At 75.0% G+C, this 19,130-nt stretch carries 19 protein-coding genes; 10 read left to right on the top strand and 9 right to left on the bottom strand.

Going from position 1 to position 19,130, the window contains the following annotated elements; translation table 11 throughout:
* Window positions 1–10: 10 nt before the first annotated feature.
* The 3 genes from ACFYYW_RS17390 to ACFYYW_RS17380 all read right to left on the bottom strand — a co-directional run bounded on the left by ACFYYW_RS17390 (window position 11) and on the right by ACFYYW_RS17380 (window position 2,483).
* A complete protein-coding gene (locus ACFYYW_RS17390) occupies window positions 11–604 on the bottom strand; it encodes a response regulator transcription factor (protein ID WP_352330292.1) in 594 nt (197 codons plus the stop codon).
* Window positions 601–1,776, bottom strand: a complete 1,176-nt coding sequence (locus ACFYYW_RS17385) for a sensor histidine kinase (protein ID WP_387649857.1) — start codon at window positions 1,774–1,776, stop codon at window positions 601–603. The genes ACFYYW_RS17390 and ACFYYW_RS17385 overlap by 4 nt, the downstream gene beginning before the upstream one ends.
* Before the next feature lie 140 nt (window positions 1,777–1,916).
* Window positions 1,917–2,483 carry an MFS transporter gene (locus ACFYYW_RS17380; RefSeq protein WP_387650036.1) on the bottom strand — a complete coding sequence of 189 codons (567 nt, stop codon included), beginning with the start codon at window positions 2,481–2,483 and terminating at the stop codon, window positions 1,917–1,919.
* Window positions 2,484–2,572: 89 nt separating this feature from the next.
* On the opposite strand from ACFYYW_RS17380, the gene ACFYYW_RS17375 reads away from it, so the two are divergent.
* From ACFYYW_RS17375 to ACFYYW_RS17345, 7 genes are all read left to right on the top strand, one after another.
* On the top strand, window positions 2,573–2,995 hold the full coding sequence (locus tag ACFYYW_RS17375) for a nuclear transport factor 2 family protein (RefSeq protein WP_352330171.1): 423 nt from the start codon (window positions 2,573–2,575) through the stop codon (window positions 2,993–2,995).
* Between the two features lie 162 nt (window positions 2,996–3,157).
* Window positions 3,158–3,673 (top strand): (2Fe-2S)-binding protein, encoded by a 516-nt coding sequence (locus ACFYYW_RS17370; protein ID WP_387649853.1) that lies wholly within the window; start codon window positions 3,158–3,160, stop codon window positions 3,671–3,673.
* Window positions 3,670–4,665, top strand: a complete 996-nt coding sequence (locus ACFYYW_RS17365; protein ID WP_387649851.1) for an FAD binding domain-containing protein — start codon at window positions 3,670–3,672, stop codon at window positions 4,663–4,665. Before ACFYYW_RS17370 ends, ACFYYW_RS17365 begins: the two co-directional genes overlap by 4 nt.
* Before the next feature lie 100 nt (window positions 4,666–4,765).
* Window positions 4,766–5,737: a prolyl aminopeptidase gene (pip, locus tag ACFYYW_RS17360; RefSeq protein WP_387650034.1), complete on the top strand. Its 972-nt coding sequence runs from the start codon at window positions 4,766–4,768 to the stop codon at window positions 5,735–5,737.
* A gap of 71 nt (window positions 5,738–5,808) precedes the next feature.
* Window positions 5,809–6,519, top strand: coding sequence for a LuxR C-terminal-related transcriptional regulator (locus tag ACFYYW_RS17355; RefSeq protein WP_387649849.1), 711 nt, complete (start codon window positions 5,809–5,811; stop codon window positions 6,517–6,519).
* 47 nt (window positions 6,520–6,566) lie between these two features.
* A complete protein-coding gene (locus ACFYYW_RS17350) occupies window positions 6,567–7,703 on the top strand; it encodes a sensor histidine kinase (RefSeq protein ID WP_387649847.1) in 1,137 nt (378 codons plus the stop codon).
* A 98-nt stretch (window positions 7,704–7,801) separates the two neighbouring features.
* A complete protein-coding gene (locus ACFYYW_RS17345) occupies window positions 7,802–8,314 on the top strand; it encodes a DUF2690 domain-containing protein (protein ID WP_387649844.1) in 513 nt (170 codons plus the stop codon).
* 77 nt (window positions 8,315–8,391) lie between these two features.
* Here ACFYYW_RS17345 and ACFYYW_RS17340 read toward each other — a convergent pair whose 3' ends face one another.
* From ACFYYW_RS17340 to ACFYYW_RS17320, 5 genes are all read right to left on the bottom strand, one after another.
* A complete protein-coding gene (locus tag ACFYYW_RS17340) occupies window positions 8,392–9,975 on the bottom strand; it encodes a serine/threonine-protein kinase (protein WP_387649842.1) in 1,584 nt (527 codons plus the stop codon).
* Between the two features lie 71 nt (window positions 9,976–10,046).
* Window positions 10,047–12,836, bottom strand: coding sequence for an FAD-binding and (Fe-S)-binding domain-containing protein (locus ACFYYW_RS17335; protein ID WP_387649839.1), 2,790 nt, complete (start codon window positions 12,834–12,836; stop codon window positions 10,047–10,049).
* 20 nt (window positions 12,837–12,856) lie between these two features.
* The gene (locus tag ACFYYW_RS17330; protein WP_387649837.1) at window positions 12,857–13,870 is read right to left on the bottom strand and encodes a zinc-binding dehydrogenase; all 1,014 of its coding nucleotides are present in this window, start codon (window positions 13,868–13,870) and stop codon (window positions 12,857–12,859) included.
* Window positions 13,870–14,718 (bottom strand): fumarylacetoacetate hydrolase family protein, encoded by an 849-nt coding sequence (locus tag ACFYYW_RS17325; RefSeq protein ID WP_387649834.1) that lies wholly within the window; start codon window positions 14,716–14,718, stop codon window positions 13,870–13,872. Before ACFYYW_RS17325 ends, ACFYYW_RS17330 begins: the two co-directional genes overlap by 1 nt.
* A 25-nt stretch (window positions 14,719–14,743) precedes the next feature.
* On the bottom strand, window positions 14,744–15,508 hold the full coding sequence (locus tag ACFYYW_RS17320; protein WP_387649832.1) for an IclR family transcriptional regulator: 765 nt from the start codon (window positions 15,506–15,508) through the stop codon (window positions 14,744–14,746).
* Window positions 15,509–15,631: 123 nt separating this feature from the next.
* Here ACFYYW_RS17320 and ACFYYW_RS17315 point away from each other — a divergent pair, with 123 nt between their 5' ends.
* The 3 genes from ACFYYW_RS17315 to ACFYYW_RS17305 are packed head-to-tail and all read left to right on the top strand — an operon-like array spanning window position 15,632 to window position 17,818.
* Window positions 15,632–17,008 carry an MFS transporter gene (locus ACFYYW_RS17315; RefSeq protein WP_387649828.1) on the top strand — a complete coding sequence of 459 codons (1,377 nt, stop codon included), beginning with the start codon at window positions 15,632–15,634 and terminating at the stop codon, window positions 17,006–17,008.
* Between the two features lie 59 nt (window positions 17,009–17,067).
* Window positions 17,068–17,499, top strand: a complete 432-nt coding sequence (locus ACFYYW_RS17310) for an SRPBCC domain-containing protein (protein WP_352329087.1) — start codon at window positions 17,068–17,070, stop codon at window positions 17,497–17,499.
* Window positions 17,486–17,818: an ArsR/SmtB family transcription factor gene (locus tag ACFYYW_RS17305; RefSeq protein WP_387649824.1), complete on the top strand. Its 333-nt coding sequence runs from the start codon at window positions 17,486–17,488 to the stop codon at window positions 17,816–17,818. The genes ACFYYW_RS17310 and ACFYYW_RS17305 overlap by 14 nt, the downstream gene beginning before the upstream one ends.
* A gap of 20 nt (window positions 17,819–17,838) precedes the next feature.
* On the opposite strand, the gene ACFYYW_RS17300 is transcribed toward ACFYYW_RS17305, so the two are convergent.
* Complete coding sequence (locus ACFYYW_RS17300; protein ID WP_387649822.1) at window positions 17,839–19,023, bottom strand: MFS transporter; 1,185 nt, start codon at window positions 19,021–19,023, stop codon at window positions 17,839–17,841.
* Window positions 19,024–19,130 lie beyond the last annotated feature (107 nt).

The raw sequence follows: 19,130 nt of genomic DNA, 5'->3' as shown, positions 1-19,130 counted from the left end.
TGGGCGGGGGTCAGAGCCAGCCGCGGGTCTCGGCCGCGCGGACGGCCTCGGCGCGGTTGCGCGCCCCCGTCTTGGTGATGGCCGAGGACAGGTAGTTGCGTACGGTGCCCTCGGTCAGGAACAGGGTGCGGGCGATGTCGGCGACGGTCGCGCCGCCGGAGGCGGTCCGCAGCACCTCGGCCTCGCGCTGGGTGAGCGGGCTCGGCCCGACGGTCAGGGCGGACACCGCCAGCTTCGGGTCGATCACCGTCTCGCCGGCCATCACCCGCCGCACGGCCGCGGTCAGCTCGGCCACCGGCGCGTCCTTCACCACGAACCCGGACACGCCGGCGTCGAGGGCGCGGCTGAGGTAGCCGGGCCGGCCGAACGTGGTGACGATGACCACCCGGTGGCCGCGCAGGCGTTCGGCGACCTCCAGGCCCGACATTCCGGGCATCTCGATGTCGAGCAGGACCACGTCGGGGCGGTGCTCGGCCACCGCGGGCTCGACCAGGTCACCCCGGCCGACCTCGGCCACCACCTCGATGCCGTCCTCCAGGGCGAGCAGCGCGGCCAGGCCGCCCCGGACGAGGTCCTGGTCGTCGGCGATGAGGACGCGGATCATGGCAGCTCCAGGGGCACTCGGGCGTGCAGCCGGTAGCCGCCGCCGGGCAGCGGACCGGCCTCCAGACGTCCACCGGCGGCGGCGATCCGCTCGGCCAGCCCGGTCAGCCCGTTCCCTCCCACACCCCCGGAATCCGCGGCCGCTTCGGCTCCGGGGGCGGGGGCGTCTTCGGCGGATCCTGGGTCGGGGCCGTCGTCGCGGACCTCGACGGTGGCGGTGCGGGCGTCGACGGCGAGGTCGATGCGGCAGTGACGGGCGCGGCTGTGGCGTACGACGTTCGTGGCGGCCTCCCGTACGGTCCAGGCCAGCAGGGTCTCGGCGGCGGCCGGGACGGGCCCGCCGGCGGGCGAGACCGCCAGCCGGATCCCCGCCAGGTCCAGGCTGTGGGCCGCCGTGCGCAGCTCGCCCGACAACGAGGGGGCGCGGTAGCCGGCGACGGCGTGACGGACCTCGTCGAGCGCCTGGCGGGCGGCGCGTTCCACGTCGGCCATCTCGCGGGCGGCCCGATCCGGGTCGGTACGGGCCAGCCGGGCGGCGAGCTGGCTCCTGATGGTGATCGAGGTGAGCGTGTGGCCGAGCGTGTCGTGCAGGTCGCGGGCGAAGCGCAGCCGTTCGTTGTCCACGGCGAGCCGGGCGACGTGGGCGCGGGCGGCGTCGAGCCGGGCCACCATCTCGCCCAGGTGCTTCAGGCTGCCCACCGTCACCGCCTCGACCAGGATCACCAGCGGCACCCACCAGACCTGCTCGAACGGCCGCCCGTACGCCGTCAGCGCGGCCACCACCACGACCGTCGTCACCGCCGCCGACACGACGAAGGCGACCCGCGAAAGGCAGGCCGACAGGGCGCTGACCACGAACACGAACCCGACGTAGGCCCATGGCGCCCGCAACACCGGCAGCAGCGCCAGCGCGGCGGCCACCAGCCCCACCGGCGTCCAGGTCAGCGCCGCCGCGCCCAGGGCGCTGAGCGCCCGCCACATGATCCGCAACCAGCACGCCGCGAAGACCGCGACCGCCGCGACCACCCACACCACGGCGAGCACGCCGGGACGCGCGGCGAAGAACGACCACAGCGGCCAGCCCACCAGCAGCAGCCACACGCACGACCCGGCGCGCGCCGCCGTCCGGCCCCGGCCGAACTCCACCTCCCGCATCGCCGCGTCACCCGTCACAGGGCCCGACGGTAACGCCCGGCGGCCGGCGCGGCGACCGTCGGGAGGCGCTGTCCTTGAGTCTCAGCATGGGACCAGCCTGCTGGGAGAGGTGCCGCCGGGTGTAGTGCCGACCGTCAGAGACGCCTCCATGACAAACGTCATGGCGCACTCGGTGGGGAAACCGCGCGCCGAGGGTGCGGGTGGGGTGTGCGGTTCGTCAGCACGAGCACGCCCGCGCCGACGAGCCCTGCCGCGTGCAGGCACAACGCGGGCACGACGCCGACGACCTCGCCGAGCACCCCGGCGGCCGCCATGCCGAGCAGCGAGGTGACGGCCTGGGCGCTCGCGAGCAGCCCGATCAGGCCGCCCCGGCGCTCGTCGGTGGTGGCCGTCTGGGCCAGCGTCGCGAACCCGGCCGTCGCCACGGCCGCCGGCAGCCCGGCCAGCGCGATCAGCACGAGGGCCGGCCACAACGCGTCAACAACGAGGGGGTAGGCGAACAGCGCCAGGTCGAGCAGGCCGAAGGCGACCGTGCCCCAGCCGAGAAGCGCCCGGGGCGCGGGGTCGCGCCGGTGCAGGGCCACGGCCAGCGCGCCGGCCAGCCCGCCGACCGCCTGCACCGACAGGAACAGCCCGTAGGCGTCGCCCCGGCCGCCCAGCACGTCGGCCACGAAGGGGGCGGCGAGCGTGGCGAAGATCCCCTCGCCCAACCCCGTGATCACCATGTACACGACGCCGGCATGCCGCCGGGATACCACCGGCGGTTACCTCCGGGGTAATCGACGGCGTTCAGGCGGGCCGGAAGACTGGGGGCATGGAGAGGGACACGCGGGGCATCGTGCAGGAGTTGTTGCGGCGGATCGGCGAGGGCGATCCGGAGCGGGTGGCGGAGTTGTTCGCCGAGCCGGTCGACTGGCGGCTCAGCTGGCCGGTCGAGGGGCATCCGGCGGTGCCGTGGATCCGGCCCCGGTCCGGGCGGGCCGAGGTGGCCGAGCACTACCGTTCGCTGGGGGCGCATCACGTGCCGGAGCTGAACGGCACCACGGTGCGGCAGATCCTGGTCGACGGGCCGGACGCCGTGGTGCTGGGGCAGATCGTGCAGACCGTGCGGGCGACCGGCGTCTCCTACACCACGCCGTTCGCGCTGCACCTGACCGTCGAGGACGGGCTGATCACGCGCAACCACATCTACGAGGACAGCCTGACGGTCGCGGCGGCCATGACCGCCACAGGATGAGCCCGTAGGAAGGGCGCGCGGCCGACGGCGGGATCCTCGCCCGATGATCCGCATTCGGCAATGCCCGCCACCGTTTTTCCCCTCGACCGGCGCACGGACCACGCCGCCCCGCCCGCCCCGGGTTACGGTGATCGCCACAGTCCGTACGGCCGGAGGGATGGGATGGACGGCCGCGCCCCGCTCCCCCTGCGCGTCAACGGCCGGCCGCACGAGCCGCCGACGGACCCGCGCGTGTCCCTGCTCGACTTCCTGCGCGACCACCTCCGGCTGACCGGCACGAAGAAGGGCTGCGACCAGGGGGCCTGCGGCACCTGCACCGTCCTGGCCGACGGCCTGCGGGTCTACGCGTGCCTGCTGCTGGCCGTCCAGTGCGAGGGGATGGAGATCGTCACCGTCGAGGGGCTGGCGGACGACGAGGTGGGGGCGCGGGTGCAGGAGGCGTTCGTCCGGTACGACGCCCTGCAGTGCGGATACTGCACGCCCGGCCAGGTCTGCTCGGTCACCGGCCTGCTGGCCGAGCTGCGGGACGGCGTGCCCAGCGCGGCGACGCCCGACCTGACCGCTCCCCCGCGCGAGCTGACCGACGCCGAGCTCGGCGAACGCATGGCGGGCAATCTGTGCCGGTGCGGGGCGTACCACCACATCGCCGCCGCCGTCCGGGAGGTCGCCGCGAGGTGAGGGAGTTCGCCTACCTGCGGGCGTCCAGTGTGGCGGAGGCCGTCGCCATGATGGCCGCGACGCCGCCGGACGGCGGCCCGGCCCGCTACCTGGCCGGCGGGACGAACCTCGTCGACCTGATGCGGGAGGAGGTCGAGCGGCCGGGCCGGGTGGTGGACATCTCGCGCCTGCCGCTGTCGGCCGTCGAGGACCTGCCCGGCGGCGGGCTGCGGCTCGGCGCGCTGACCGGCAACACCGAGGTCGCGGCCGACCCGCGGGTGCGGCGGCGCTATCCGGTGCTCGCCCGCGCCATCCTGGCGGGCGCCTCGCCGCAGCTGCGCAACCGCGCGACCGTGGGCGGCAACCTGCTGCAGCGTACGCGCTGCCGCTACTTCTACGACACCGCCGCCGCCTGCAACAAGCGCGTGCCCGGCGCGGGGTGCGACGCGCTGGAGGGGTTCAACCGCGCGCACGCCGTCCTGGGGGCGAGCCCGAGCTGCGTCGCCGTCCACCCCTCGGACCTGTGCGTGGCCCTGGCCGCCCTCGACGCGACCGTCAACCTGACGGGGACGCGGGGGTCGCGCAGCGTGCCGTTCACCGGCTTCCACGTCCTGCCCGGCCGGACGCCGCAGGTGGAGACCGTGTTGCGGGACGGCGAACTGGTCACGAGCGTGGACCTGCCGCCCGCGCCGCCGGGGCGCGGGGCGTACGCGAAGGTCAGGGACCGGGCCGGGTTCGCCTTCGCGCTGGTGAGCACGGCCGTGCTGCTGCACGTCGAGGACGGCCGGATCGTGTTCGCGCGGGTCGCGCTCGGCGGGGTGGCGCACAAGCCGTGGCGCGCCCACGCCGCCGAGGACCTGCTGACCGGCGCCGTCCCGGACGCGTCCGCCTTCGCGCGGGCCGCCGGCGTGGCGCTGGCCGAGGCCCGCCCGCTGCGGCACAACGCCTTCAAGCCGGTCCTGGCCGCCCGGCTGCTGCGCCGCACGCTCACCGAACTCGCGCGCCCGTCATGAAACGCCCCCACCCGCGCCCGCACTCGCGCGAACCAGCCGCACTGGTGTGAATTGGCCGCGCGCCGGGCGGCCGGGGCGAGTAGGTCTGGTAGCCATGACGCTGATGACGTTCTACCCGCCCGTGGAGCCCTACGAGAGCGGCCTGCTCGACGTCGGCGACGGCCAGGAGATCTACTGGGAGACCTGCGGCGACCCCGGCGGCAAACCGGTCGTCCTCCTCCACGGCGGCCCCGGCGGCGGGCTGCTGCCGGTGCAGCGCCGGTTCTTCGACCCCGGCGCCTACCGGATCGTCCTGTTCGACCAGCGCAACTGCGGGCGCAGCCGCCCGCACGCCGCCGATCCCGGGGTGTCGCTGGCCGCCAACACCACCTGGCACCTGGTCGCGGACATGGAGCTGCTCAGGCAGCGGCTCGGGATCGACCGCTGGCAGGTGTTCGGCGGTTCGTGGGGCGCGACCCTGGCCCTGGCGTACGCGCGCCGCCACCCGAGCCGGGTGACCGAGCTGGTGCTGCGCGGCGTCTACCTGGCGAGCGCGGCCGACGAGGCGTGGGCGTTCACCGGTTCAGGGGCGGCCCGGCTGTTCCCGGCGGAGTGGGCGGCCTTCCGCGACGCGATCCCGCCGGCCGAGCGGGACGACCTGCTCGGCGCCTACCACCGCCGCCTGTTCGACCCGGACCCGGAGGTGCACCTGCCGGCGGCGCGGGCGTGGGCGGCGTGGGAGCTGGCGGCCAACACGCTGCTGCCCGCGCCTCCCCCTCCGCTGACGGACCGGGAGGTGCTGGGCTTCGCCCGGATCGAGGCGCACTACTTCACCCGGCGCTGTTTCCTGCGGGAGGGCGAGCTGCTCGACGTGGCGGCGATCAGGGACGTCCCCTGCGTCATCGTCAACGGCCGCTACGACATGAAGACGCCGCCCGACGCCGCCTGGGAACTGCACCGCGCCTGGCCCGAGGCCGAGCTGCGGATCGTCGAGGACGCCGGCCACGGCGGCGCCGAACCCGGCACGCTGCACGAGCTCGTCAGGGCCACCGACGGCTACCGTCCGAAGGCCCGTGCACCACAGGATTCATGATCTACAATACGAATTTGTAGTGGTTTTGCGGGACTTGCTGGTCTTGCACACCTCTGCTCACCGTTGTTGACATGTCACCTCGTTCGCAGCCCGCCGCGGAGCAAGACGTGATCCGGATCGCCGTGATCGACGACCACGAGCTGATCCGCCATGGGCTGGAGTACCTCCTGCACCGGCACGAGGACCTGCAGGTGGTGCTGCGCGGCTCGTCCGTCGCGGACCTGCGCGGCTTCGACGCCGGATACGACGTGCTGATCCTCGACCTCTACCTGGCCGAGGACCGGCCGTGCCTGGCCGCGGTCAAGGAGCTGTCGGCCGTCACGCGGGTCCTCATCGTGTCGGCCTCCGGACGGCCCGCCGACGTGCTGGCGGCGATCCGCTGCGGCGCCAACGGGTACGTCACCAAGGACGCCCCCTCCGAGCTCATCGTCGCCGCCGTGCGCACGGTCGCCGCGGGCGGCTTCTACCTGTCGGCGGGCCTGGCCGACATCCTGCAGAGCGAGCTGGACGAGAACACCCGCCCGCCCGCCGGGGCCGACGGCTCGGAGGAAGGCGGGGACGGCGGCGGCGACGCCCGGCCCCGGCTGTCGGCCCGGGAGGAGGAGACCCTCTCCTACATCGCCCAGGGCTTCACCCACGCCCAGGTGGGCCGCCGGATGGGCGTCAGCAAGGCCACGGTGGACACCTACGTCGAGCGCATCAGGGCCAAGCTGCAGGTCGGCAACAAGGCCGAGCTCACGCGCGCGGCGCTCAACCGGCTCGAACGCCGCGACCGGCCGTGAGCCGCCCGCCGCGCCCGCCGCGCCCGCCCGGGACGGCGGTCGCCGGCATGGAGCGCAGCCGGGCCCTCACCATGGTGGTCGTCCGGGTGGGCGCGCTGGTGTTGTGCGGGTCGCTGGAGGTGCTGGGCGATGGGCGGTGGCTGACGCTCGGGCCGTTGCCGTACCTGCTGGGGGCGATGGGCGCGGTCAGCCTGCTGGTGTGCGTGGTCACGGCGGCCCGCGCCGCGCTCGCGCCGCGCGCGCTGCTCTGCGCGGACCTCGGCCTGGTGACGGCGGCGGTGCTGGCCGCCGGTCACTACGCCGGTTCGCGGGTGACCGACGGCTGGCCGGGCACGGTCCTGCCGTACGTGCTGCTCGTCGGCATCATGGCCGGCATCTCCTTCCGCACGTTCCCCGTCGTGCTGGCGTGGACGGCGGCGCTGGGCGGCGCGCTGGTCCTCGGGTACGTGCAGGCGGACCTGCCGTGGTGGGCCGGGTTGCCGCACGTCGCCGGGCTGACGACGAACGCCACGATGGCCGCGTACGTCATGCGCATCCTGTTCAGGACCGCCGGCGACCTGGACCGGGCCAGGGCCGAGGAGCTGCGCCGCTCGGCGCAGCTGTCGCAGGAGCGCGAGCGCGGCAGGACGGCCCGCGTGCTGCACGACCGGATCCTGCAGACCATGGAGGCGCTGACCCGCGACGGCTGGATCGCCGACGACTCGGTCAGGGCGCGGGTGGCGGAGGAGTCGCAGTGGCTGCGCGCGTTCCTGCGCGGCGACGACGGCGACCCGGCCGAGGACGTCGTGGCCGCCCTGGAGGAGGTCGTGCGGCAGGCGGTCGGCAGCGGGCTGCGGGTGGAGTTCAACGCGGGCCGGCTGCGTTCGGCGCCGGAACGCGAGGGCATGCCGGCCGAGGTCGTCGAGGCGCTGAGCGGCATCCTGCGCGAGGCGCTGACGAACGTGCGCAAGCACGCGGGCGTCCGGCACGCCGTGGTGCGGGCCGAATGCCGGTCCGGGACGCTGGCGCTGAGCGTGCTCGACCACGGCAGCGGCTTCGACCCGGACGCGCCCACGACCGGCCTCGGCATCGCCCGTTCCATCCGGGAGAGCGCCCGCGCGGTGGGCGGCAGCGCCGACGTCGAGGCCGCTCCCGGCGAGGGCACGCTGGTGTCGGTGCGCATCCCGCTGCCGTCGGGCGAATGACGTCCCGCCAACGCACCACAGGCCGCATGACAGATCCGGGCGGGCCGGCCGGTCCACAATCGTGCCGACGAACCCGATCTCTCCCTGGAGGTGGCGGCATGCGATCACACCGGACGGCGGCCGTGCTGGCGGTGGCGGCCCTGGCCCTGTTCCCGGTCACGGCGGCGGCCGCGGACGACGGCCCCGCGAACGGCCGTCCGGCCGCCCGGAGCTGCTCCGGCACGGCCTGCGACGGCAAGGACCCGGCGCTGACGGGCTGCACGGCGGGCTCCTCCACCGTGGCGTCCAGGTGGGTCCGGGCCTTCGGCGGCTACCTCGAACTGCGGTACGGCCCTGGCAAGGACGGCACCTGCCAGGTCAACTGGGCCAGGTTCACCAAGCGGGGGCAGGGCGCGGACTACAACGTGTGGGTGGAGCGCAGGCCGGTCGGCCGCTCGGCCGGCTACGACGACAAGAGCCTCACCCAGTATTCGGGCGGCGACGAGGGCACCGGGGTCATCTACTCCGACCAGGTCTACGCGCCCGAGGTCCCGGCGCGGGCCTGCGTCGAGCCGGCACGCGTGCGCCGCGCCGCGGCGACGGGCTCCCCGGTCTGCACGGACGCCGTCTGACCGGGGGCGCGTGCCTTTAGCCGGTGGGGGGCGCGTGCCTTTAGCCGATGGGCGGGCGGAAGGCACGCGGGCGGGGGTCAGCTGAAGCCCCGCGGGCACAGGAAGCTCTTGATCGAGGCGGGCGCGCTCGCCACCAGCGCCGGGCGGCCCTCCAGGGAGCAGAAGTTGCTGCCGATGTTCCCATCGAGGAACCGGGAGGCGTTCCGCCGGGCGATCAGGTCGATGGCGCCGACGCTCGGGGAGGACAGCTCGGCGGCGACCCAGGAGCCGGCGCAGCGCTTGCGCGCGACCACGGCGTCCTGTGGGAGGCTGCCGCCGTTGAGCGCGGCGGCCTCGCGCAGGATCGAGCCCGAGGAGGCGCACGGGAACGTGCGGGGCCTGCTCTTGGTGGGCGTCTCCTCGGGCGTCTCCTCGGGCGTCTCCTCGGGGGTGTCGGTCTCGGTCGGGGTGTCCTCCGGGGTGTGGCTCTCCTCGGGGGTCTCGCTCTCCTGCGGGGTGTCCGTCGGGTCCGGGTCCGCGGAGGTGGCGGGCGGGCCGGTGGCGGAGGAGGTGGGCCCGTCGTCCGGGGACGGCAGCGCCTGCGGCGTGCCGGCCGCGTTGAGCGCGAACGCCGCGCCGACCCCCACGACGGCGACGACCGCGACCACGGCGGCCGCCACCGGCCACGACCGCGCCCGCCCCCCGGACGAAGGCGGCCTCAGCGCCCCCTGCCCACCGGACGAAGGCGGCCTCAGCGGACCTTCCCCGCCGGACGGGGGCGGCGGGGTCAGGGGCAGGGTGCCGGGCGGAGGCGGCGGGGGTGTCAGAGGGAGCGTGCCGGACGGGGGCCGCGGCAGGAGGAGCGTGCCCGACCGGAGCGCGCCGAGCAGCTCCGCCGACCCCGGACGCGCCGCCCTGTCCTTGGCGAGCGCCGCGCGGACCAGGTCGCGCACGTCCTCGGGCACCCCGGACAGGTCGGGATCGACGCTCATGACCCGGTAGGCGAGCACGTCGGGCGCGCCCATGCCGAACGGCGGCCGCCCGGTCGCGGCGTAGACCATCAGCGCGCCCCAGGCGAAGACGTCGGCGGCGGCGTCGGCCTGGTCGCCCCGGTACTGCTCGGGGCTGATCCAGCCGGGCGAGCCGATGAGCGCGCCGGTGCCGGTCAGGCCGCTCTCGTCGAGGGCGCGGGCGATCCCGAAGTCGAGCACCTTCGCCCCGGACCCGGCCAGGATCACGTTGCCCGGCTTGAGGTCGCGGTGGACGATCCCGGCCCCGTGGATGTCGGTGAGCGCCTCGGCGATGTCCGCCCCGAACGCGACCAGGTCGTCCGGCGGCAGCGGCCCGTGGTCGCGTACGTGCTCGGTCAGCGTGGGGCCGGGCACGAACTCGGTGGCCAGCCACGGCGGCGAGGCGGCGGTGTCGGCGGACAGGACCGCGACCGTGCACCGCCCGCGCACCCGCGACAACACCTCGACCTCGCGCACGAACCGGTCGTGGAAGTGCGGGTCGGCGGCCAGACCCGGATGGATGACCTTGACCGCGACCCGCCCGCCGTCGGGCGCGACCCCGGCGTAGACCACGCCCATGCCGCCCGCGCCCATGCGGCCCACGATCCGGTAGGGACCGATGCGCTCGCGTTCGTCCATCTCCAGGGGGCCGAAGCCGCCGGGGTCGCTCATCGTGCTCCCGATCGCCGGATCTTCGCAACAGCGACGATCTTATTGACACATCGGTGTAAAGCGCGCCCCCCTCAGGCGGTCGCCTCGTCGAGGAGCTCCAGGAGATGCCGGTAGGTCTGACCGGTGGCGCGGGTCAGGCCCAGCTCGCAGGTGCGGTTGACCGAGGCGTGCGCGGCGCAGCCCGCCTCGGCCACGGAGGCGGCTTCGGCGCGGGTGGCCGAGGCGGTCAGCTCGGGGTGCAGCAGGCCGCGGTCGCCGGCGAAGCCGCAGCACTGCCAGCCGTCCGGGATCACGACCTGCTCGGCGACCGCCTCGGCGACGCGGGCGACGGCGGCGTCCAGGCCGAGCCGGGTGGAGGAGCAGGTCGGGTGGAGCGCCAGCGACGGCAGGCGGCGCGCCCGCGGCAGGCGGGGCAGGACGTGCTCGGCGGTGAAGGCGACCGCGTCGACCACCTGGAGGCCGGGCACCAGGTGGGCGTAGCCCTCGGTGCAGGAGGCCGCGTCGCTCACCACGGGCAGCCGGCCGCCGTCGGTGGCCCGCGCGAGCACGTCACGGACGCGCTCGCCCATGGCCTCGTGGCCGCCGGCGAAGCCCTTGGACGACCACGGGGTGCCGCAGCACAGGCTCGCGATCTTCTCCGGGACGTGCAGCCTCAGCCCGGCGCGGGCGGCCAGGCGCTGAAAGGCGGTCATCACGCCGGGACCGCCGTCCGCGGGGGCGAACAGCGTGTTCAGGCAGGACGGCAGGTAGACGGCGTCGGCGTCGTCCGCCGGGGACGGGCGCCGCCTGGCGCCGCCGCGCGGCAGGTCGCGGCTCCACCGCGGGACGTCGTCGGCCCCGGCCAGGGCGCGGGCGGCGCGCGAGGCGGCCTCGGGGAGCGCGGGCGGGACCGCGGCGGCGGCGTCGAGGGCCAGGTTCATCGCGCGGGTGACGCCGTCCCAGTGGCGGGCGGCGCTCGTCCAGGCGCGCTCGGCGGCGCGGCCGTGGCGCTCGGCGCGCAGGCGTTTGGTCAGGTCGCCGGTGTTGATGAGGACGGGGCAGGCGGTGGCGCACATGCCGTCCACGGCGCAGGTGTCCACGGCGTCGTAGGCGTAGGCGTCCGCCAGCTCGCGGGCCAGGGCGTGGTCGCCGGCCGCCTGGGCCGCGGCCAGCTCGCGGCGCAGCACGATGCGCTGGCGCGGCGTGGTGGTCAGGTCGCGGCTGGGGCAGACGGGCTCGCAGTAGCCGCACTCGACGCAGCGGTCGACCTCGGGCTCGACGGTCACGACGGTCTTGAGGTCGCGCAGGTGGGCCTCGGGGTCGTCGGTGAGGACGACGCCGGGGTTGAGCGTGCCGGCCGGGTCGCACAGGCGTTTGACCTCGCGCATCACCTCGTACAGCTCGTCGCCGTACTGGCGGCGCACGAACGGGGCCATGACGCGGCCGGTGCCGTGCTCGGCCTTCAGCGTGCCGCCCCTGGCCAGGACGGCCTCCACCATGTCCTCGGTGAACTCGGCGTAGCGGTCGAGCTCGGTGGCGAACCGCTCGTTGAGCATGAAGTGCAGGTTGCCGTCCTTGGCGTGACCGAAGACGACGCTGCGCTCGTAACGGTGCTCGGCGAACAGCCGGGTCAGGTCGTCGCACAGGTCGGCCAGCGCGGGCACGGGGACGGCGACGTCCTCCAGCAGGGCGGTGGTGCCGCTGGGGCGGGCGCCGGCGACGGTGGCGTACAGGCCCTTGCGGATGTGCCACAGCGCGGCCCGGCCGCCGGCCTCCCTGCTCAGCCGGGCGGGGGCGGCCAGGCGCAGCCCGGCGAAGACGCGCTCGGCGGCCCGCTCCCGCTCGGTGAGCACCTCGGCGTCGGACTCCTGCCATTCGACCAGCAGCGCGGCGTGCTCGGCGACGGCCATCGCGCGCAGCGTCTCGTCGGCCTTCGGGTCGGTCTGGGCGACGCGCAGGGACTCGGCGTCCAGCAGCTCGACGGCGGCGGGACCGGCCGCGACCAGCTCCGGCACCGTGGCCATCGCCTCGCGCAGCGTCGGGAAGACGAGCAGGCCGGTGGCGGCCAGGCGGTGGGCGGGGACGGTGCGGAAGACGGCCTCGGCGACGAAGCCGAGGGTGCCCTCGCTGCCGATGACCAGGTGCGCGAGGATCTGCGCCGGGCCGTCGTGGTCGAGGAAGCTGTTCAGGCCGTAGCCCATGGTGTTCTTCAGCGAGAACTGGTCCTGGACGCGCCGCACCGAGCCGGGGTTGCCGCGGACGCGGTCGCGCAGCCGTTCCAGGCCGGCCGCGAGGTCGGGTTCCAGGGCGCGCAGCCGCTCGTCGGCGTCGGGGGCGCCGGTGTCGAGGACGGTGCCGCTCGGCAGCACCAGCGTCATCGACTCCAGCGTCCGGTAGGTGTTGGCGTGCGTGCCGCAGGTCATGCCGCTGGAGTTGTTGGCCACGACGCCGCCGATCGTGCAGGCCGACTCGCTGGCCGGGTCGGGGCCGAGCTTGCGTCCGTAGGGGGCCAGGCGGGCGTTGACCTGCCGCAGCACCGCGCCGGGCTGGACCCGTACCCGGGCGCCGTCGTCGAGCACCTCGATCGAGCGGAAGTGCCGGCGGGTGTCCACGAGCAGGTGCTCGCTGACGCCCTGGCCGCTGAGGCTGGTGCCGCCGGAGCGGAAGGTCAGCGGCAGGCCGGTGCGCAGCAGCGCGGCGACCTGGCCGGCGCTCTCGGCCACCAGCACGGCCTGCGGGGTCAGCAGGTAGTGGGAGGCGTCGTGGGCCATGCCGAGCCGGTCGCTGGCGCGGGCGCGGGTGATCCCCGGGACGGCCGTCTCGACCGCCGCCAGGACGGCGGCGTCCGGCGCGTTCAGCCGTCGCGGTTCACGGTGGGTCATGCTCGTGCTCTCTTCCAGGTTCATTGCCGGGGATCGATGTGGATCTTGGGCCCCGGGCCGGCGCCGGGCGGTCGCCGTCCGGCCAGCACGCCGGCCGTCTCGGCGAGCCCGACCGTGGCGGCCACCAGCGGACGGGCGTCCACCGAGCCGCCGGCGTAGGCGTCGATGGCCCCGGCCAGCCCCGCCGAGCCGCCCAGGACGCCGACCGCGGTGACGTCCTTGAGCACCAGCTCGCGGGTGTCGAGCGTGGACGGCGTGCCGGCCAGGCCGATGTAGACGACGCGGCGGGCGGGTTCGGCCAGGCCGAGGGCGAGCGCGGGCATCGCGGCGGCGTTGGTGGCGTCGATGACGGCGTGCCAGGGCAGGCCGGGCAGCGTCGCGCGGGTCCAGGCGTGCCGGAACCCGAGGCCCGCGGCCAGGCGCAGGTCGGGTTCGGCGCGGCCCATGAGGTGCACCTCGGCGCCGCCGGCGCGCGCGAACAGCGCGGCCAGCAGGCCGATCGTGCCCGTGCCCAGAACCAGCAACCGCTCCCCCGCCTCCAGCGCCGCCGCGCGGACGGCGCGTAAGGCGTTGCCACCGGGCTCGACCAGCGCGCCCGAGGTAGCGTCCACCGTATCGGGCAGCCGGTGGAGCGCCGCGACCGGGACGGCGAGCCGCTCGGCCAGCGCTCCCGCGGCGCCCCGGCTGATGCCGAGCTCGGCCAGGTCGGGGCACACGTGGTGGCGGCCCTGGCGGCAGCGGTCGCAGCGCCCGCAGCCGAGCATGGTGTCGCCGACGACCCGCCGACCCAGCCACGACGGGTCCACGCCCGCGCCCAGCTCCGCGACGCGCCCGCACCACTCGTGGCCGGGGCGCAGCGGGTAGCGGGAGCGGCCGGTGCGCAGGTAGCTCATCTCGCCGTTGAACAGCTCCATGTCGGTGCCGCACACGCCGGCGCGCTCGACGTCCACGACCACCTGGCCGGGCCCCGCCGAGGGGGGCTCGACCTCCTGGACCTCGGCCGCGCCCGGCCCGGTCAGGACGAGCGCCCGCACTACCGGGGCTCCACGACCCGCTGGCGCTGGCTGCCGAGCCCGTCGATGCCGAGCTCCATGACGTCGCCCGGCCGCAGCCAGATCTGCGGGTCGTGGCCCATGCCGACGCCGGGCGGGGTGCCGGTGTTGATCAGGTCGCCGGGCTCCAGCACCATGAACTGGCTCAGGTGGTGCACGATGACGTACGGGTCGAAGATCATCGTCTTGGTGCTGCCGGTCTGGCGGCGCACGCCGTTGACGTCCAGCCACATGCCCAGGTTCCGGACGTCGGCCAGCTCGTCGGGGGTGACCAGCCAGGGGCCGGCCGGGTTGAACGTCTCGGCCGACTTGCCCTTGCTCCACTGGCCGCCGCGTTCCATCTGGAAGGCCCGCTCGCTGACGTCGTTGACCACGCAGTAGCCGGCGATCGCGGCCGCGGCCTCCTCGGGCGAGTCGAGGTAGGAGGTGCGGCGGCCGATCACGATGCCGAGCTCCACCTCCCAGTCGGTCTTGGTGGCGCCGCGCGGGATGCGCACGTCGTCGTACGGGCCGACGAGGGTGTTGGGCGACTTGGTGAACAGGATCGGCTCGGCGGGCACGGCCTGGCCGGTCTCGGCGGCGTGGTCGCTGTAGTTCAGGCCGATGCACAGGATCTGGTGCGGGCGGGCGATCGGCGCGCCGACGCGCTCGCCGGCGAACGCCTGCCGCGGGCCGGCGGCCACCCGCTCGGCGAGCAGGGCGGGGCCGCCCGCGGCGAAGAAGCGCTCGTCGAAGTCGGGGGTGAGGTCGGAGACGTCGACGTAGTGGTCGTCGTCCACGCGGACGACCGGCTTCTCGGCGCCGGGCGCGCCGATGCGCATGAGGTACAAGGGGTTCTCTCCGGTTCTGTGCGGGTCAGGGAAGGTGGCGCCCGGCGACGACGGCGCGGATGGCCGGCACGTCCTCGACGAGCACGCTCAGGGGGGTGCGGTAGGCCAGGCCGCTGATGCTGACCGCGCCGCTCGGCACGGTGGGCGAGGTCAGGTACGCCGGGACCGCCACGCAGTTGACGCCCGGCTCGTTCTCCTGGTCGTCGGCCGCGTAGCCCTGCTCGCGGACGCGTACCAGCTCGGCGTGCAGCTCCTCCGCGGTGCCGATCGAGCGTTCGGTGGGCCGCTCCAGCCGCCGGTCGCCCACCCAGGCGCGCACCGCGGCCTCGTCCGTCAGCGTCTGCGCCAGCAGCATCTTGCCGACGGCGGTGCAGTGGGCCGGGTTGCGCCCGCCGACGACCGAGGTGAGCCGGACCGCGCCGGACGGCGGGTCGAGCTTGGACCGGTAGACCACCGACGTGCCCTCCAGCACCGCGTAGTGCACGGTCTCGCCGTAGCGGTCGCACAGCGCCTTGAGCATCGGGGTGACCCGGACGTGGTCGGGCCGGGCCTCGTGGTGGGCGAAGGCCATGCGCAGGAACTCGTCGCCGAGCACGTACCGGCCGTGGCCGTTCTGGACGGCGAGCCCGGCGCGGCGCAGCGCGGCCAGGGCGCGGTGGGCGGTCGGCTTCGGGCTGGACACGGCGCGGGCCATCTCCTCCAGGCCGATCCCGTCGGGGTGCCGGGCGAGCTCGGCCAGCACGGCCAGCACGCGGTCGGCCCCCACCAGCTTGGCGTCACCGTCGGACATGTTCCGAAGGTTAGACCACCGTTCCGGAAAACGGAAGTTTGCCGCGATCGGGCCCGGCGTTGACGCAACCAATTGGTTGCCATAATGTGGCAACCGTTCGGTTGCTACTAATGAGAGGCCGCCATGAGTGTTCCCGTCGCGACCGTCGAGGCCGCCCCGCCGCGCCTCGACGGCAGACAGCGGTTGATCGCGTTCGTCCTGCTCGGCGCCGGTTTCATGCTGGCGGTCGACTTCTCGATCCTGAACGTCGCCCTTCCCCAGACCGGCGCGGGCGTCGGGCTGAGCCCGGCCCAGTGGCCCTGGATCACCTCGGCGTACGCGCTGCCGGCGGCCGGGTTCACCCTGGTGTTCGGCCGCACGGCCGACCTGTTCGGCCGGCGGAGGCTGTTCCTGGCCGGCATGGTGGTGCTGGCCGGCGCCTCCCTGCTCGGCGGCTTCGCCGGCGGGCCCGCGACGCTCCTGACCGCCCGCGTGCTGCAGGGCCTGGCCACGGCGATGACGGTCCCCGCCGCGTTGTCGCTGCTCACCACCACCTTCCAGGAGGGCCCGCTGCGCGCCCGCGTCCTCGGGCTGAACGGCGCCCTGCTGTCCGGCGGTTTCACCGTCGGCGCGCTGCTCGGGGGCGCCCTGGTCAGCCTGCTGAGCTGGCGGGCGGCGTTCCTGTTCAACGTGCCGGTGGCGGTGGCGATCGTGGTGCTGGCGCCGTTCCTGATCCGGGAGAGCGTGCTGCCGGAGCGGGTGCGGCTCGACCTGCCCGGCGCGGTCACGGTGACCGGCGGCCTGCTGGCGGTGATCTACGCGGCCGTCGAGACGAACCTCCTGGCGGCCGTCGCGGGCGTGCTGCTGCTGGGCGCGTTCTGGCTGATCGAGCTGCGCACGCCCGCCCCGCTCGCGCCGGTGCGCATCCTGCGGCGGCCCACGGTGAAGTGGGGCAACTTCGCCGGGTTCGTGATCTTCACGATGGAGCCGGCCATGATCTTCCTGGTGACGGTGTACCTGCAGCGGGTGCTGGGCCTGTCGCCGCTGGTCACCGGCCTGGTGTTCGGCATCCCCGGGCTGGCCTCGGTGGTCGCCGGGGTGATCGCCGGGCGGTTCGTCGGACGCCACGGCAGCCGCCGCGTGCTGGTCGCCGGCATGACGGTCCAGGCGCTGGCGACGCTTCCCGCCGTCTTCCTCGGGACCGGCTGGACGGTTTGGGCGATCCTCGTCCCCGCGCTGTTCGTCGGCTTCTTCGGGCACGTCACCGCGATCGTCGCCTACACCGTCACCGGCACCTCGGGCCTGCCGGACGAGGAGCAGGGGCTGGCGACCGGGCTGACGTCGATGACGCAGCAGGTGGCCGTCACCGTCGGCATCCCGCTGCTCGGCGCGGTCGCCGCCACGCGCGCCGGGGAACTGGCCGGCATCCGCCTGGCCCTGCTCGTGGACGTCGCGGTGACGCTGGCCGCCGTCGTCCTCGTCTCCTACGGCCTGCGCCGGCACCCGCGGCCGGAGCGGTGACCGTCCACCTGCCGCCACAAGGTGTGGCACCCTTTTCCCTGCTGCATATGGAGGTTGTCATGGGATTCCCCGATCGGGTCGAGCGGACCCTCGAGCTCGCCCAGCCGCCGGCCAAGGTGTGGGCGGCGCTCACCACCCCCGAGGGGCTGGCCGCCTGGTTCGGCCAGGAGGCGGCGATCGAGCTGCGTCCCGGCGGGCCGGCGCGGCTGAGCTGGAGCCACGGGCACACCGTCGACCTGCGCGTGGAGCGCGTGGAGGAGCCGTCGGTGTTCGGCTTCACGTGGCCGGTCTTCGGCATGCCGGAGGGCGATCCGCGCCGCACGTACGTCGAGTTCACCCTCGAACCGGCCGGCACGGGCACCCGGCTGACCGTCGTCGAGACCGGCTTCGCCCAGTTGCCGGACGACCACCACCGCAAGGCGTACGACGCCCACTCCGAGGGGTGGGCGAGCGAGCTGGGCGAGCTGGTCGGGCACCTTGCCGCCGCCTGACATCGAGGCGGTGGCCGAGCAGGTCTTCGTCGCCCTGGCCGACCCGAGCCGGCGCGCCGTCCTGGCCGAGCTGGCCGCCCGGGGCCCGGCCACGGCGACCGACCTGGCCGCCCGCCTGCCGATCACCCGGCAGGCCATCGCCAAGCACCTGACGCTGCTGGGCGAGGCCGGTCTGGTGACGGCCGAGCCCGGTGAGCGCCGTCGCGTCCGCTACCGGCTGCGCTCGGCTCCGATGCGGGTGGCCCAGCAGTTCCTGGCCGCGCTGGCCAGCGACTGGGACGGCCGCCTCGACGCCCTGCGCGACCACCTCGACGGCTGACCGCCCGTCCCCTCCCCCGCTCACGCGGCCCGGCGGGGACGGGTGAGCCAGGAGAACGACCCGGCCATCACCAGCGCGACCAGCCCGCCCGCGACCATCGCGGCCGAGACCGAGAAGGCGTCGACGACCGTGCCGCCCAGCAGCGCGCCGAGGGCGAAGGTCGCCTGGAACGACGAGGTGAACACGACGGTCGCCGCCTCCGGCGCGCCGGGCGCGGCCCGCAGGAACCACGTCTGGGAGCAGACCGGCACGCCCCCGTAGGCCAGCCCCCACACCACCAGCAGCACGACCGCGCCCGCCGGCGAGGTGCCGGCCAGGGGCAGCAGCGCGGTGGCCGCCGCGATCAGACCGCCGCAGACGGCGAAGGCCAGCCGGGGGGCCGTGGCCACCATCCGGCCGGCCAGGAAGTTGCCCGCGATGCCCGCAGCGCCGTAGGCCAGCAGGACGGCGCTGACGGCGGCCGGGGGCAGGCGGGTGACGTGCTCCAGGAACGGCGTGACGTAGGTGTAGGTGCCGAAGTGCGCCAGCACGACGAGGAACGTGCCCAGCAGGGCGATCCCGGTGCCGCGCACCCGCAGCAGGTCCAGCAGGACGCGCGCGCCGGTGACCTGACGGGCCGGCAGCGGCGGCAGCACGCGCAGCAGCGCGACCAGCACGAGGACCGAGAGCGCGGCCAGGACGAGGAACGCCGTCCGCCAGCCCGCCAGGTGCCCGATGAAGGTCCCGGCCGGCACGCCGAGCACCGAGCCCAGCGGCACGGCCGAGAAGATCACCGCCGTCGCGGTGCCCACGGCGGCCGGCGGCACCAGCCGGGACGCCAGCCCCGCCGCGATCGACCAGAAGCCGCCGATGGTGAGGCCGACGAGCACCCGCGAGGCCAGCACCACCCAGTAGGCCCCGGCCACGGCCGCCAGCACGTCGGCGGCGGCCAGCACCGCCATCAGGACGCAGAGCATCACCCGGCGGTCCAGCCGGGCGGTGGCCACGGTCAGGACGGGCGCCGCGACGGCGGCCACGAAGCCCGGCAGCGTCATGGTCAGCCCCGCGGTGCCGTCGGTGACGCGGAAGTCGGCGCCGATGGTCGTCAGCAGGCCGATGGGCAGGATCTCGCTGGTGACGATGGCGAAGATGCCGAGGGTGATCGAGGCGACCGCGAGCCAGGAGATGAGCGGCGGGCGCGGCGGGGCGAGGGTGGTGGTGGCCATGGTTCCGTTTCCAGGACAGGGGTTGATCTACGGCGAACCAGCCAACCAGCCACGACGTCCCCGGCACCGGCCGATTTCGGACCACACCGTCAACCGCGCCCGGGACC

The sequence above is a fragment of the Nonomuraea sp. NPDC001831 genome (assembly GCF_042892035.1).
In the GTDB taxonomy this organism is placed as follows: domain Bacteria; phylum Actinomycetota; class Actinomycetes; order Streptosporangiales; family Streptosporangiaceae; genus Nonomuraea.
This window is presented reverse-complemented; position numbering and strand designations above follow the sequence as displayed.

Bases quoted from the DNA above. Each gene is read 5' to 3' on its own strand.
- ACFYYW_RS17390 (WP_352330292.1), bottom strand. From the start codon at position 604: ATGATCCGCGTCCTCATCGCCGACGACCAGGACCTCGTCCGGGGCGGC.
- ACFYYW_RS17380 (WP_387650036.1), bottom strand. From the start codon at position 2,483: ATGGTGATCACGGGGTTGGGCGAGGGGATCTTCGCCACGCTCGCCGCC.
- ACFYYW_RS17375 (WP_352330171.1), top strand. From the start codon at position 2,573: ATGGAGAGGGACACGCGGGGCATCGTGCAGGAGTTGTTGCGGCGGATC.
- ACFYYW_RS17370 (WP_387649853.1), top strand. From the start codon at position 3,158: ATGGACGGCCGCGCCCCGCTCCCCCTGCGCGTCAACGGCCGGCCGCAC.
- ACFYYW_RS17355 (WP_387649849.1), top strand. From the start codon at position 5,809: ATGTCACCTCGTTCGCAGCCCGCCGCGGAGCAAGACGTGATCCGGATC.
- ACFYYW_RS17350 (WP_387649847.1), top strand. From the start codon at position 6,567: ATGGAGCGCAGCCGGGCCCTCACCATGGTGGTCGTCCGGGTGGGCGCG.
- ACFYYW_RS17345 (WP_387649844.1), top strand. From the start codon at position 7,802: ATGCGATCACACCGGACGGCGGCCGTGCTGGCGGTGGCGGCCCTGGCC.
- ACFYYW_RS17340 (WP_387649842.1), bottom strand. From the start codon at position 9,975: ATGAGCGACCCCGGCGGCTTCGGCCCCCTGGAGATGGACGAACGCGAG.
- ACFYYW_RS17335 (WP_387649839.1), bottom strand. From the start codon at position 12,836: ATGACCCACCGTGAACCGCGACGGCTGAACGCGCCGGACGCCGCCGTC.
- ACFYYW_RS17320 (WP_387649832.1), bottom strand. From the start codon at position 15,508: ATGTCCGACGGTGACGCCAAGCTGGTGGGGGCCGACCGCGTGCTGGCC.
- ACFYYW_RS17315 (WP_387649828.1), top strand. From the start codon at position 15,632: ATGAGTGTTCCCGTCGCGACCGTCGAGGCCGCCCCGCCGCGCCTCGAC.
- ACFYYW_RS17310 (WP_352329087.1), top strand. From the start codon at position 17,068: ATGGGATTCCCCGATCGGGTCGAGCGGACCCTCGAGCTCGCCCAGCCG.
- ACFYYW_RS17300 (WP_387649822.1), bottom strand. From the start codon at position 19,023: ATGGCCACCACCACCCTCGCCCCGCCGCGCCCGCCGCTCATCTCCTGG.